Source organism: Sphingobium sp. IP1 (genome assembly GCF_002708645.1).
Taxonomy (GTDB): Bacteria; Pseudomonadota; Alphaproteobacteria; order Sphingomonadales; family Sphingomonadaceae; genus Sphingobium; species Sphingobium yanoikuyae.
The window spans coordinates 66,212-79,254 of record NZ_NOIW01000019.1 but is presented as its reverse complement, the minus strand read 5'-3'; the positions used below and the strand labels follow the sequence as shown (position 1 = coordinate 79,254).

Below are 13,043 nucleotides of genomic sequence, written 5' to 3'. Positions count from 1 at the left end.
GCCCCGCCCCCATCAGCATGGTGCCGGCCAGAATGAGTGCGCGACGGCGCAGGACAGACGAATAGTTCATGATGCGTATCCCCCGAATGATGTTGAATTCGGAGGGGCAGTTAGAACGTCTGCATGCAGTCGCAGTTACATATGTATCTCAGTTCGATGACAGGATCAGCGGCAATATGACAGCGGTGAGACACGGATATCGCCCCGACGCAGCCTTTGCCAGTTCGGCGGGATATGGCATAAAGGACGCTATGGCGACGGCTGCAAATTCGGAAAAAACCTCGGAAATCGGCGCAATGGAGCGGCTTATCGAGGCAGTTCTCGACCTATGGGAACGTGATGGCGCGAGCGACACATCGGCCCGTGCGATCAGTCGCCTGGCCCAAACCCCGGTGTCCGGAATCTACCATCACTTCGGATCACTGGAACAGTTGTTTCTATCCAGCCACGAGCAGGCCCAGCGCGAGTCGGAACGCTGGTGCGCGGCGCGGCTGGCGGAACTGGAGGGGGTCGCGCCCCTGCCGCGTGACGCCTTCGCGCCCTTGCTCGCAGCCCTGATCGACCAATGGTGCGAGGAGGAACGCCGCCTGGCCTTCGCCTGGCGCGAATGCCAGCTGATCGCCGCGCGTGACGATCGCTATGGCGCGATCGCCCAACGCTGGACGACCATGTGGCGCAATTTCTGGGAAGAGGTCTGCACTCGCTGTGGCCATCCGGGCCGAGGCGCCTTCACCGCCTATCTGTTCGACGGTGAGGCCACGCTGCATCTGATGCGCTGGCGCCGGCCGGTCGACCGCGCGGGACTGGAAGAGTTGTGTGCCGGCTGGAACGACTGGCTGTGCGGTCGGCCGGCGCGCGATGGCGACTGGCGCCTCTATGCGCGGGCGCAGGCCGATCTGGCGCTGCCCGAACAGATCATTACCGGCGGAACGATGGAACAGGTTGCCGAAGCGGCCGCCGACGTGCTGGCACGGGACGGCATGGGCGCCCTCACGCATCGCGCCGTCGCCGCGCAGGCCGGCCTGACCCTGGGCGTCGTCTCCTATAATTTCCGGTCGAGCGCCGAACTGGTCCGCGCCGCGTTCGAGATGATCTATCGCCGGGTGGTGGGCAGCCGGGGCATCGCCCCTGCCGATCCGGTCGCCCTGTCGGAGGAAGAGGTGATGGCCCGCTATCGCAGGCCCTTCCCGGCCAATGACCGGACATTGTCGGCCCTGGACGAACTGATGCTCGCTGCTGCACGCGATAGCGCGCTTGCCAGCTTTGCGCCGCAACTGCGCTATCGGCGCGGTCGCACCAGCGGCGGGATGTTGCAGGCCCTGCTGGGACGCGAGATTTCGGGTCTGGAGGCCGCGCTCTTTTCCGGCTTCGCTTCAGGTCATCGCAAGGCCTGCTTCGGCTTTTCCGCCGACGAAGCAGCCGACCGGAGCGGCATCCTCATCACCCAATTGCGGGAAATGTTGCGCCCCCCTTCTGCCGCTGGATGAGTTCAACCGGACAGGGCACCGGCGCGCGCCGCCAATATATCTTCCAGATGGTTGACCGGATCACCGGCCACCACCCCGCCCTCGACCGGCATGGCGATGCCGGTGATCTGGCGCGCGCGGTCGCTGGCCAGGAACAGCGCCGCCTGCGCCACGTCATCCGGCACCCCGCGCCGCTTCAAGGGCTGGTTGGAGAGATAGACCGCGTCGATCGCGGCATCGACCCGCGCCGCCCGGTCCGCCTCTGCCCCCTGCGCGCTGAAGGAGGACAGGCTGGTGCGGATATGGCCGGGGACCAGGCAGTTCACGCGGATGCCATGCTGCGCGAGGTCAATCGCCACCGACTTGGAGAATTGGATCAGCCCCGCCTTGGACGCGCGATAGCTCATCATCGCCTGTCCCGCGAGCAGGCCGGCGATCGAGGCATTGTTGAGGATGACGCCGCCGCCATGATCCTTCATGTGCCGGGCCGCCGCCTGCGTCCCCAGCATCGGGCCGAGCAGGTTGACCGCCATCACCCGGTCGAAATCGGCCAGGCTGTCATCCAGGAAATGCGGGAAGGGCGCGCAGCTGATCCCGGCATTGTTGAACAATATGTGCAGCCCGCCAAAGGCATCGACCGCGCGCGCGACCATCGCCTGCACCTGCGCCCGGTCGGCGACATCGACCGCCATGAACAGCGCCGATGGCCCGAGCGCGGCGGCCAGCGCGGTGCCGGCCGTCCCATCGCGGTCGGCGATCAGCACTTTGGCACCTTCCGCCACGAACAGCTCCACCGTGGCCCGGCCGATGCCGCCTGCGCCGCCGGTGACGATGGCGACCTTACCCGCCAGTTCCCCTGCCATGCCGCTCAGCCCCGCCGGGTGAAGCGGATCGGCAGCCGCTCGATCGACTGGGTCGCGACCGTGGGCAGATAGCGTATCTCCTCTGGCGAAATCGCGAGCTGGATATCGCCGATGCGGCGGACGATCTCGCGCGCGGCGACCTTGATCTCCATCCGCGCGAGCGCGAGGCCGATGCAGCGATGCACCCCGCCGCCAAAGGACAGGTGCCGGCCGATATTGGGCCGGTCGAGGTCGAAGCGGCGCGGATCGGGGAACACATCCTCCTGATCATTGGCCGAGGCATACATGAGCAGCAGATGCGCGCCCGCCGGCAGCGTCTTGCCGCCCAGTTCCACCTCGCGCGTGGTCATGCGCGACAGGCCGCGCACCGGCGGCTCGATCCGCAGCAATTCCTCGACGAAACGGTTCATCAGCCGATCGTCATCCACCGACGCCTGCAGCAAGGTCGCAATCTCCGGCCGGGTCGCAAGGATGTAGAAGAGATTGCCGAGCGCCGTCGCTGTCGTCTCATTGCCGGCGATCAGCAGCGCCCGGATCAGCGACACCGCCTCGGCAAAGGTCAGCGCTTGGCCCTCGGCATCACGGGCATGGACCAGATCGGAAATCATGTCCTCGCGCGGGTCGGCCTCGCGCTCGCGCATCTTGGCGATCAGATAATGTTGCAGGTCGCAAATCTCGCGCGCATGGCCCAGCATCTGTTCCCGATCCTGCATCCGGCCGATCTGGGCCGTCACCGCGATCGACCAGCGCGCGATGCGGTCCTTCATGGCCCAGTCGAGCCCCAGTTGCTCGCAGATGATCCGCACCGTCAGCGGCACCGCGAAATCCTGCACCGCGTCCGCCTCGCCCCGGTCGGCGACGCTGTCGATCAGGTCGGTCACGACCCTGGTGATCCGCGGTTCCAGTTCCTTGACGCGATGGGCGCTGAACGCCTTTTCCATCAGCTTGCGGATGCGGGTGTGGTATGGCGGATCGGACATGATCGCGTCGGGGAAATAGCCGCCGCCCTCGCGCTCCAATATCTGCTGGAACTCCTGCTGGAAGCCCTTGGCCTGCTGCGTGTGATAGCCCTTGTTCACCGAATAGGTGATCGGATCCTGCTGGATCGTGGCGATATCCTCGTAGCGAGACACCAGATACATGCCGAGCTTCTCGTCCCAATGGACCGGGTCGAGCGACCGCATCGCCGCATAATAAGCGCGCGGCCGGGCCGAGATGATCGGATCGGTCATCGACGCCGTGTCGAGGAGGCTGCGCGCTTCGGGCGCCAGGGTGTCTTGCGTCATTGCTGCGCCACCACGACGCGCAGGCCGTCGAGCGCCTGGCTCAGGCGGATCTGACAGGCGAGGCGGCTGGTGTCGCCGGCAACGTCGGACACCATGTCGAGCATCGCATATTCGACATCGTCGGGTGCGCCGGTGCGATCGACCCAGGCCGGGTCGACATGGACCAAGCATGTCGCGCAGGAACAGGCGCCGCCGCAATCGGCCGCGATGCCGTCGATCCCGTTCGCCTTGGCCAGTTCCATCAGCGACAGGTCCCCCTCCCCGGCGACCGCCTGCTCCACGCCATGCACATCCACAAAGGTGACCCGCACCATCGACATCCTTCTCCTCATGAAGGGGCAGGATGGCGGACGCGGGCCGGGGCGGAAAGGCATGGCGCCGCGCAGCCGCTTGACTGGCGCGGCAGGCCGGGCGGCGGCGAGAGGACATGCCAAGTGCGCGTGCAGTCATTGGGTCAGGAAAGGGCGCGGCCTAGTCTTCACAGCAGAAGAGGATGCCATTCGTGCCGACGACGCTCATCGCCAACGCCACCATCTGGGACGCCACCGGCGCGCCTGCCTTTGCCGGCGACCTGCTGATTGAAGGCAACCGCATCCTTGCGGTCGGGCCGGATGCCAGTGCCGGCCGCGCGCCGGCCGATCAGGTCATCGACGGCAGCGGCAAGACGCTGATGCCGGGCCTCACCGAAGGCCATGCCCATATCTCCTTCGGCGACGCCGCCTCGACCGAGGATCTGATCGCGCCTTCGCCCGAAGCGCACACGCTCATCACCGCGCGCATGGCCGGGCGCCTGATCGATCAGGGCTTCACCAGCTGCTATGGCGCGTCGGCCGCCAAGCTGAAGCTGGACGTGGCGGTGCGCGATGCCGTCGATGCCGGCCATATCCCCGGCCCGCGCATCCGCGCCGGATCGACCGAGATCACGGTCACCGGCGGCATGGGCGACGAGAGCAAGCTGCACAATCCGCGCATCGGCATTTCCTGTGTCGTCGATGGGCCGGAGGAGATGCGCCGCGCGGTGCGCCTGGCGATCCGCGAGGGCTGCGACAATATCAAGCTCGATGTGTCGGGCGACCCCTTCTATCCCGGCAGCCCGTCCCATGTGACGCCGATGAGCTTCGCGGAAGTGCAGATGGCGGTCGACACCGCCCATGCCTTCGGTCGCAAGGTCAATGCGCATAGCCGGTCGATAGAAGGCAGCAAATATTGCGTCCGCGCCGGGGTCGATGGCCTGTTCCATGTCGAATATGCCGACAGCGAACTGCTCGACATGCTGGAGGAAGCGAAGGACCGGATCGTCATCGCGCCCTCGATCGGGCTGTTCCACGCGATGATCCATCATGGCGAACCCTGGATCAGCCGGGCCGCCTGCGACGCGATGGGCATAGCCGCGCTGATCGAGGCATCGGTCGAGACCCACAGCGCATTGCGCAAGCGCGGCATCCGCCATCTGATCGGCGGCGATTATGGCCTGGCCTGGAATCCGCAGGGTACCAATGCCCGCGATATCCGGCTGATGATCGACTATTATGACTATGACGCCGCCGGCGCGCTGATCTGCGCCACGCGAAACGGCGGGCAGGCGATGCGCGACCAGGGCGATCTGGGCACGCTGGTCCCCGGCGCGCTGGCTGACATGCTGCTGGTGGATGGCGATCCGCTGGCCGACGTCACCATCCTCGAAGACAAGAACCGGCTGGCCATGGTGATGAAGGACGGCGCGATCCACAGCATCGCGCCCGGCCTGATCGACTGTGCCACGCCCGCCCAACGGAGAGTTGCATGAACATGGAAAGCGGCCCGATGGCGGCGGGCGATGCCCGCTGCCCGGCGATCAGCACGCAGGACATCATCGCCCGCGACAAGGTCGCCGCACCCGGCTGGGTGCGCAGCGAATCCTATGCGTTTCTGGGCAGCGAAGACATTTCCACCGATCGTTATATCGACCCCGATTTTGCCCGGCGCGAGATGGAAAGCCTGTGGACGCGCAGCTGGCAATTCGCCTGCCGCGAGGAGCATATACCAGAAATCGGCGACTATCAGGTCTATGACATCGGCCGCCACAGCTTCATCATCACCCGCGTCGCGACGGACGAGATCCGCGCCTATTACAATGCCTGCCTGCATCGCGGCACCAAGCTGCGCGCGTCGGGATCGGCCGGCTGTGCCAGCGAGTTCAAATGCAGCTTCCATGGCTGGAGCGGGAACGTCGACGGTTCCAGCAAGAGCATCACCTGCCCCTGGGACTTCCCCCATGTCGACCCGGCCAACAACAGCTTGCCGCAGGTCCGCGTGCAGACGCTGGGCGGGTTCGTGTGGATCAACATGGACCCCGACGCGCCCAGCCTGGAGGCGTATCTGGGTGCCGAGGCGCTGGCCCATATCCAGGCTTGGAAGCTGGAGGATCGCTATATCCACCTCCATGTCCAGAAGAGCTTTCCGGCCAACTGGAAGCTGACGATCGAGGCTTCATGGAGGCCTATCATGTGATCGAGACCCATCCGCAGGTCGCCCCGTCCAACGCCGACGCGAACAGCCAATATGATGTCTATGGCGATCATGTGAACCGCTTCATCTCGTGCCTCGGCGTCGCCTCGCCGCATCTGGAGGGGCGCTTTTCCGAGCAGGATATTCTCGACCAGTTCACGGTCGGCGACGCATCGGTGCTGAGCGAAGATCGGCCGCAAGTGGGCGATGGCACTGCGCGCCAGGCGATGGCCGACCTGTTCCGCACCATGTTCGGCGCGGCCACCGGCAGCGACCTGAGCGCCACATCCGACAGCGAGATGCTCGACTGTTTCTCCTACACCCTCTTCCCCAACACCTATCTCTTCCCCGGCGTGTCACTGCCGATGGTCTATCGCTTCCGCCCGGACCCGAAGGATCATCGCCGCTGCATCTATGAGGTGTTCTTCCTGCGCCCGGTGCCCAGCGATGGCCCGCGCCCGGAACCCGCCGAGCCGATCCTGCTGACGGACGAACAAAGCTTCTGCGAGGCGCCGGGCATGGATGCCCGCTTCGGCAAAATTCTCGATCAGGATACCGATAATCTGTTCCTGCAACAGGAGGGGATAGAGGCGAGCGCCAAGCGCGGCCTGACGCTGGGCAATTATCAGGAAATCCGCATCCGCCATTTCGAGCAGGCGGTCGACCGCTATGTCGCCATGCCGCCGCTGCGGCCCGGACGCTGAGGCAGGCCCATGTCCTTTCCCCTCAACGCGCAACTGGCCGCCAAGCGCCCGCCCCTGCCGACCGCAACGGCGATCGATCCGGTCACCGCCAGCATCATTCGCGGCGCGCTGGAAACCGTCTGCTATGAGGCGACGACCCATCTCGGCCGCGCCGCCTCCTCGCCGATCATCAACCAGTCGAACGAGCGCAACGCGGCCATCGTCGATGCCCATGGCCGGCTGGCCATGGGGTCGATCGGCACGCCGCACCTGACCTTCGTGTCGCAACTCACGGTCCGCTATGGGCTGATGCAGCAGCACGCCTATGACTGGGGGCCTGGCGACGTCTTCGTCGGCAACGATCCCGATTATGGCGGCGGCCATCTGCCCGACTATAATGTCTATGCGCCGGTCTATGATGCGGCCGGCGAACTGGTGCTGGTCCAGGCGCTGCAGGCGCATCAGGGCGATACCGGCGGCAAGGATCCGGGCGGCTTCACCCTCGACGCCACCGACATCTTCACCGAAGGCCTGGCCATCCCCTGCCTGAAGCTGGTCCATCGCGGCGAGAAGCGGCGCGACGCCATCCACCTGCTCGAACGCAATAACCGCTTCCCCAGCTTCGCCGGCGATCTCGCCGCCATGATCGGCGCGGTCGAGAAGGCAACCGTCTCGATCCGCGCGATCCTCGACAAATGGGGCGCCGACATGGTGCGGGCGGCGGTCAATCATGCGATCGACCAGTCGGAACGGCAGATGCGCGCCACCGTCTCCGGCTGGCGCGACGGCCGCTATGACGCGACCGTCCATATCGATCATGACACGATGGGGACCAGGGATATCCGCGTCCAGGTCGGCTGCACCGTCGCCGGCGACCAGTTGACCATCGACCTCACAGGCACCGACGATCGGCAGGATCTGGTCGGCGTGTGGAACACCTTTGCCAATTCGCGCGGCTATATCATGACCCAGATCGCCGCCAGCATCGATCCCGACATCGTCAAGAATGAAGGGCTGTTCAACGCGGTCGAGATCATCCTGCCCGAAGGCTGCATCGCCCACCCCGCGCCCAACCGCCCGGCGGCGCTCGGCTCCTTCCACCCGGCCTGCGAGATTACCGAGGCAGTGTGCGTCGCCCTGTCGCAGGTCGCGCCGGACCGGTCCGCGCCCCAGGTATACAAGATCGGCATGCCCAATGCGGTAATCGGCTTCGACGCGGGCGGCCAGATGTGGATGGACCAGGGCGTCGATTGCCGGTCGATGGACGTGTCGGCGGTGCAGGGCATCGACGGCTGGGGCAGTTGCCCGGTCTCGCTCGGCAATCTGCTGCTGTCGCAGGCGGAGGATGGCGAGGCACGCTTCCCGGTCATCAACATCAGCCGCGAACTGGTCACCGACAGCGGCGGCGCGGGCCAGTGGCGTGGTATGCCGGGTAGCCGCAACGTGAAACGGATATTGGAACCGGCAATGGCGATGGCCTGGATGGTCAGCCATGATCATCCGATCAGCGGCCTCGCCGGTGGCGCCGACGGCACCCCCTATCTCAACCATTTTCAGGTCGGGACGCCCGATGAATATCGGGTCGAGCTGACGGCACGGGCGCAGCTGCCGGCGGGGGCCGTCATTGCCTATCAGCATGGCGGCGGCGCGGGTTTCGGCCCGGCGCTGCGCCGCGACCCGCAGGCAGTGTGCGAGGATGTGCTGGACGAACTGGTGAGCATCGCCGCCGCCCGCGACCTGTATGGCGTGGTGCTGACCGGCAGCCTGGAGGATTACAGCCTGGCGGTGGACCATGCCGCCACGGCAGCATTGCGCGGGGAGCGGATCGCGGCATGAGCTATCGCGTCGGCATCGACATTGGCGGCACCTTCACCGACTTCGCCCTGCTGAAGGATGGGCCAGAGAACCGGCAGGTCATCCTGCACAAGAATCTGAGCACCCCACAGGATCGCTCGATCGGCGTGCTGGAGGGGCTGGAGACGCTGGCCGGCAAGGAGGGGCTGTCGCTGGGCGACTTCCTTGCCCGCTGCGAGGCGATCGTCCACGGCACCACGGTTGCCGACAATATATTGATCGAGATGGACGGTGCTGTCACCGGCCTCATCACCACCCAGGGCTTTCGCGACGAGATGGAATATCGGCGCGGCTACAAGGAAAGCATCTGGGACGTGCGGCTGGAGCCGCCGATCCCGATCGTGCCGCGCCGCCGCCGACTGACCGTGCCCGAACGGGTGCTGGCCGATGGCAACGTGCATGAAGAACTGGACGAGGCGGCGGTGCGTGAAGCCTGCACCAGGCTGCGCAAGCAGGGGGTCGAATCCGTCGCGATCGGCCTGATCTTCGCCCATGTGAATGGCGATCATGAGGATCGGGTGGCGCAGATCGTGGCGGAGGAAATGCCCGGCATCCCCGTCTCGCTCGGCCACCGCCTCCTGTCGCGCGCGCCGGAATATGACCGGATCAGCACGACCGTGGTGAACGCCTATGTCGCGCCGCGCGTGAATGCCTATCTCGAACGGCTGGTCAGTCGGCTCGCCGACGCCGGCTATGCAAAGCAATTGATGGTGATGCAGGCGTCCGGCGGGGTTATGACCCGCGCCTATATCGCAGCCGCGCCGATCCGCCTGCTCGCTTCCGGTCCCGCCGGCGGCGTCATCGCGTCGGCGCGCGCCGGCGGCGCCAAGGGGTATCGCAACCTGCTGTGCGTCGACATGGGCGGCACCAGTTACGACATGTCGGTGGTGCGGGATGGCGCCGCCCCGGCCGAGGCGGGATGGAACATGCATCACCGCTATCTGGTCGGCGTGCCGATGGTGCAGGTGGAAACGCTGGGCGCGGGCGGCGGATCAATCTGCCATGTCGACAAGGGGGAACTGAAGGTCGGCCCTGCCTCCGCCGGCGCGGCGCCGGGTCCGATCTGCTATGGCCGGGGCGGGCTGCGGCCGACCGTGACCGACGCGCTGCTGATGCTGGGCATCCTCTCCACCGGCGAGGGCTTTGCCGGCGGCAGCTTCCGCCTGCGCGACGAGGGCGTGGCGGAGGCCTTCGCGGCATTGGGCGCGGAGCTGGGCTATGATGCGCAGCAGGCGGCGTTCGATTGCTGGCGGCTGGTCAACGCCAATATGACCCAGGCGGTGCGGCGCACGACGGCGGCCAAGGGCATGGACCCGGCCGACATGGTGATGCTGGCCTATGGCGGCAACGGCCCGGCCTTCGCCGCGATCCAGGCGCAGGATCTGGGGATCGGCCAGGTGCTGGTGCCCCGCGCCTCCCCCACTTTCTCGGCGCTCGGCACGCTGGTCGCCCATCCCGCGATCGACGAGGAACGATCGTGCAGCGCGCGCGCCGATGCGCTGGATCTCGACCGGCTGCGCGGCCTGTGGGCCGATCTTGCCGCCGATGCCGCCGCGCATTTCGGCGAGGCGGGCTTTGCCGCCGATACAGTGCAGGCGCGCTGGCGGGTGGCGATGCGCTATGCCGGGCAGAATTGGGCACTGACCTTCGACCTGCATGAAGGCCGGGGGCTGGATGATCTGGGCTTCGTCGACGACACCCTGTCGGCCCGCGCCATCACCGCCTTCAACGCGCGCCACCTGGCCGAATATGGCCATGTCCGCGAGGGCGAGGTGCCGGAAATCACCGGCGTGCGCCTGACCGCCCAGGTCGAAACGCCGATGCCGCCCGCTGGCGGCGGCTTCACCGCGCCGGTGGTGGAGCCGGCGCCCCATGGCCATCGCCGCGCCAATCTGGGCGATGGCTTTGCCGATGTCGCGATCCACAAGGGGCCGGACCTGATCCCCGGCGCCCGTGTCACCGGCCCGGCGATCATCGAGGAGCTGTTCACCACCATCGCCGTCTATCCCGGCTGGCAGGCCCGGGTCGATGATGTCGGCGATTATCTGCTGGTGCGCCAGTCGTGACGGCGCTGGCCGGGCTGATGATCGTGGAGACGGCGGAGCGGGTGGCGGGCGAATTTGCCGGCCGGCTGCTCGCCGATTTCGGCGCGGAAGTGATCAAGGTCGAGGCGCCCGGCGGTGCCCCGACCCGCGCCATGGGGCCATTTCATGACGGACGGAGCACGCTGTTCCGCTATCTCAACAGCAACAAGAAATCGGTGCTGCTCGATCTGGATGCGCCGCAGGACCGCGCGCTGATCGACCGGCTGCTGGCGCGCGCCGATGCGCTGATCGACGATCATGGGCCGGACTGGGCGACGCAACACGGACTGGCGCTGGGGAGCCAGCCCGATATCGTCCATTGCGTCATCACCCCCTTTGGCCAGAACGCCCCGCCCCATTGGCAGGTCGCGCGCCCGATCAACGTCATGAATGCCGGCGGCTGGGCCTGGCACACGCCCAGCGAGAGCGCGCCCGACCGGCCGCCGCTGATGGGCGCGGGCCGGTTCATGAGCGATTATGAGGCGGGGCTGGAGGCCGCGCTCTGCACCGCCGCGTCGCTGCTGCGCAAGCGGCGCACCGGTAGCGGACAGGCGATCGACATCAGCGAAGTCGCGGTCCAGCTGTCGCGGGCTGACTGCGTGCTCGGCCGGATGCTGGCGGGGGATGCGGAGCCGGGGCCGGAGCGCACCCGCTATGACATGGGCGGGCCGGGCGCCGCCTTCGCCTGCGCCGATGGCCATGTCTATCTGCTGATGACGACGCGCGCGCACTGGCGCGGGCTGTGTGCGCTGATGGGCGATCCCGAATGGGCCGCGGCCTTCCCGGAGGACTGGCTGGAATATCATTGCACGCCCGATCGGGTCGCCGATTTTCGCCGTCATTTCCGCGTCTGGATCGCGACCCAAGCCAAGGATGTCGTGGCGCAGGCGGCACAGCAGGCGGGCGTGCCGCTGGTGCAGGTCAACAGCGCCGCCGACCTGATCGACCATGTCCAATATCGGCATCGCGGCTTCTTCCAGTCGCTGGGCGGTGCGCTGCACCCGACCGTACCCTATCGCATGAGCGCCTCGCCGGTGCAGCTGCACAGTCCGGCCCCCGCGGCGGGCGCCGATCAGGCGATGCTGGCATGAACCGGGGCGGACCGCTGGCCGGTGTCCGTGTGCTGGAGATCGCCAAGGTCTGGGCCGGTCCCTATGCCGGCAAGCTGCTCGCCTTCCTCGGCGCGGAGGTCATCAAGGTCGAAAGCCGCGCCAATCTGGACGAGATGCGCGCCTATGGCGGGGTCGATATCGACAGCGCCCCCTATTTCCGCAGCATCAACCAGGAGGTGCTGAGCGTCCAGCTCGACATGAAATCGGATGAGGGCATGGCCCATCTGCGCGCGATGATCGCCGCGTCCGATGTGCTGATCGACAATCTGCGGCCCGGCGCGATGGAACGATCGGGCCTGGGCTATGAGGATGTCCGCGCGATCCGCCCCGACATCATCCAGCTGTCGATCAAAATGTATGGCAGTGACGGGCCGCTCGGCTACCAGACCGGCTATGCCCCCTGTTTCGCGGCGCTGGGCGGGCTCAATGCACTCGTCGGCCATGTGGGCGAGACACCGGCGGGGATGAATATCCGCTATGGCGATTCGACCGTCGGCACCGCCGCCGCGCTGGCGATTGTCGCCGCACTTCACCATCGCGAGACGAGCGGCGAGGGCCAGTTTATCGACCTGTCTGCGGTCGAGACGCTGTCGATGATGGTCGGTGACAGCCTGTTCGCCTATGGCCTGACCGGCGAACTGCCGCAGGCGACGGGCAATGCCCATGCCGACATGGCGCCTCATGGCTGCTATCCTTGCGCTAACGGGCAATGGATCAGTCTCGCCATCGCCGACGATCGGGAATGGACGGCCTTCTGTGCCACCATCGATGCGCAGGCGCTGGCCGCCGATCCCCGCTTCGCCGATGCGGCCGCCCGCATCGCCAACCGGAACGCGCTTGATGCAGCGCTCGCCGGGCTCAGTCCCGAATGGGATGCCGAGGCGATGGCGCAGGCGCTGCTTCTGGCGGGCGTGCCGGCCTTTCGCAGCCAGTCCTCGCTCGACCTGATCGGGAGCGAGGCGCTCTGGGCACTGGGCGCCTATCGCATGGTCAGCGACGCCAAAGGCGAAGCCCGGCCGGTCATCGGGCCGGGCTGGCGCATGACACCGGACGAGGCCAGCATCACCCGCGGCGCGCCGTTGCTGGGCGAGCATAACCATCTGGTCTATGGCGAGATATTGGGATTGCGTGACAGCGAAATTGACGACCTGATCGCCCGTCGCGTCATTTGGTAATCAGCCGCTCTTGCAAGTTGATCCGCAGCCATT

General features: G+C 66.7%; 11 protein-coding genes. 8 read left to right on the top strand and 3 right to left on the bottom strand.

The annotated features are described in order from the left end of the window. Positions 1 to 251: 251 nt before the first annotated feature. The gene (locus CG471_RS09170; protein WP_099231655.1) at positions 252 to 1,487 is read left to right on the top strand and encodes a TetR/AcrR family transcriptional regulator; all 1,236 of its coding nucleotides are present in this window, start codon (positions 252 to 254) and stop codon (positions 1,485 to 1,487) included. Between the two features lie 2 nt (positions 1,488 to 1,489). Here CG471_RS09170 and CG471_RS09165 read toward each other — a convergent pair whose 3' ends face one another. Genes CG471_RS09165 through CG471_RS09155 form a run of 3 tightly spaced genes read right to left on the bottom strand, consistent with a single transcriptional unit; the run spans position 1,490 to position 3,935 of the window. Beyond that, on the bottom strand, positions 1,490 to 2,329 hold the full coding sequence (locus CG471_RS09165) for an SDR family NAD(P)-dependent oxidoreductase (protein WP_099231654.1): 840 nt from the start codon (positions 2,327 to 2,329) through the stop codon (positions 1,490 to 1,492). A 5-nt stretch (positions 2,330 to 2,334) separates the two neighbouring features. Then, on the bottom strand, positions 2,335 to 3,615 hold the full coding sequence (locus CG471_RS09160) for a cytochrome P450 (RefSeq protein WP_099231653.1): 1,281 nt from the start codon (positions 3,613 to 3,615) through the stop codon (positions 2,335 to 2,337). Continuing rightward, positions 3,612 to 3,935, bottom strand: coding sequence for a 2Fe-2S iron-sulfur cluster-binding protein (locus CG471_RS09155; RefSeq protein ID WP_373562050.1), 324 nt, complete (start codon positions 3,933 to 3,935; stop codon positions 3,612 to 3,614). Before CG471_RS09155 ends, CG471_RS09160 begins: the two co-directional genes overlap by 4 nt. A 173-nt stretch (positions 3,936 to 4,108) precedes the next feature. Between CG471_RS09155 and CG471_RS09150 the strand changes: the two genes are divergently transcribed. The 7 genes from CG471_RS09150 to CG471_RS09125 are packed head-to-tail and all read left to right on the top strand — an operon-like array spanning position 4,109 to position 13,010. Then, on the top strand, positions 4,109 to 5,401 hold the full coding sequence (locus tag CG471_RS09150; protein ID WP_099231652.1) for an amidohydrolase family protein: 1,293 nt from the start codon (positions 4,109 to 4,111) through the stop codon (positions 5,399 to 5,401). Then, positions 5,398 to 6,105: an aromatic ring-hydroxylating dioxygenase subunit alpha gene (locus CG471_RS31220; RefSeq protein ID WP_257211486.1), complete on the top strand. Its 708-nt coding sequence runs from the start codon at positions 5,398 to 5,400 to the stop codon at positions 6,103 to 6,105. The genes CG471_RS09150 and CG471_RS31220 overlap by 4 nt, the downstream gene beginning before the upstream one ends. Beyond that, a complete protein-coding gene (locus tag CG471_RS31215) occupies positions 6,087 to 6,806 on the top strand; it encodes an RHO alpha subunit C-terminal catalytic domain-containing protein (RefSeq protein WP_257211485.1) in 720 nt (239 codons plus the stop codon). Before CG471_RS31220 ends, CG471_RS31215 begins: the two co-directional genes overlap by 19 nt. Positions 6,807 to 6,815: 9 nt before the next feature. Continuing rightward, complete coding sequence (locus CG471_RS09140) at positions 6,816 to 8,621, top strand: hydantoinase B/oxoprolinase family protein (RefSeq protein WP_099231651.1); 1,806 nt, start codon at positions 6,816 to 6,818, stop codon at positions 8,619 to 8,621. After that, on the top strand, positions 8,618 to 10,705 hold the full coding sequence (locus CG471_RS09135) for a hydantoinase/oxoprolinase family protein (RefSeq protein WP_099231650.1): 2,088 nt from the start codon (positions 8,618 to 8,620) through the stop codon (positions 10,703 to 10,705). Before CG471_RS09140 ends, CG471_RS09135 begins: the two co-directional genes overlap by 4 nt. Continuing rightward, entirely contained in the window at positions 10,702 to 11,814 is a 1,113-nt protein-coding gene (locus CG471_RS09130; protein WP_099231649.1) for a CaiB/BaiF CoA-transferase family protein, read from the top strand. Before CG471_RS09135 ends, CG471_RS09130 begins: the two co-directional genes overlap by 4 nt. Further along, positions 11,811 to 13,010: a CaiB/BaiF CoA-transferase family protein gene (locus CG471_RS09125; RefSeq protein ID WP_099231648.1), complete on the top strand. Its 1,200-nt coding sequence runs from the start codon at positions 11,811 to 11,813 to the stop codon at positions 13,008 to 13,010. Before CG471_RS09130 ends, CG471_RS09125 begins: the two co-directional genes overlap by 4 nt. The last annotated feature ends 33 nt before the right edge of the window (positions 13,011 to 13,043 follow it).

Excerpts from the sequence above, each read along its gene's own strand:
- CG471_RS09165 (WP_099231654.1), bottom strand. The coding sequence starts at position 2,329 with ATGGCAGGGGAACTGGCGGGTAAGGTCGCCATCGTCACCGGCGGCGCA.
- CG471_RS09150 (WP_099231652.1), top strand. The coding sequence starts at position 4,109 with ATGCCATTCGTGCCGACGACGCTCATCGCCAACGCCACCATCTGGGAC.
- CG471_RS09125 (WP_099231648.1), top strand. The coding sequence starts at position 11,811 with ATGAACCGGGGCGGACCGCTGGCCGGTGTCCGTGTGCTGGAGATCGCC.
- CG471_RS09140 (WP_099231651.1), top strand. The coding sequence starts at position 6,816 with ATGTCCTTTCCCCTCAACGCGCAACTGGCCGCCAAGCGCCCGCCCCTG.
- CG471_RS31220 (WP_257211486.1), top strand. The coding sequence starts at position 5,398 with ATGAACATGGAAAGCGGCCCGATGGCGGCGGGCGATGCCCGCTGCCCG.
- CG471_RS09135 (WP_099231650.1), top strand. The coding sequence starts at position 8,618 with ATGAGCTATCGCGTCGGCATCGACATTGGCGGCACCTTCACCGACTTC.
- CG471_RS31215 (WP_257211485.1), top strand. The coding sequence starts at position 6,087 with ATGGAGGCCTATCATGTGATCGAGACCCATCCGCAGGTCGCCCCGTCC.
- CG471_RS09170 (WP_099231655.1), top strand. The coding sequence starts at position 252 with ATGGCGACGGCTGCAAATTCGGAAAAAACCTCGGAAATCGGCGCAATG.
- CG471_RS09160 (WP_099231653.1), bottom strand. The coding sequence starts at position 3,615 with ATGACGCAAGACACCCTGGCGCCCGAAGCGCGCAGCCTCCTCGACACG.
- CG471_RS09155 (WP_373562050.1), bottom strand. The coding sequence starts at position 3,935 with ATGTCGATGGTGCGGGTCACCTTTGTGGATGTGCATGGCGTGGAGCAG.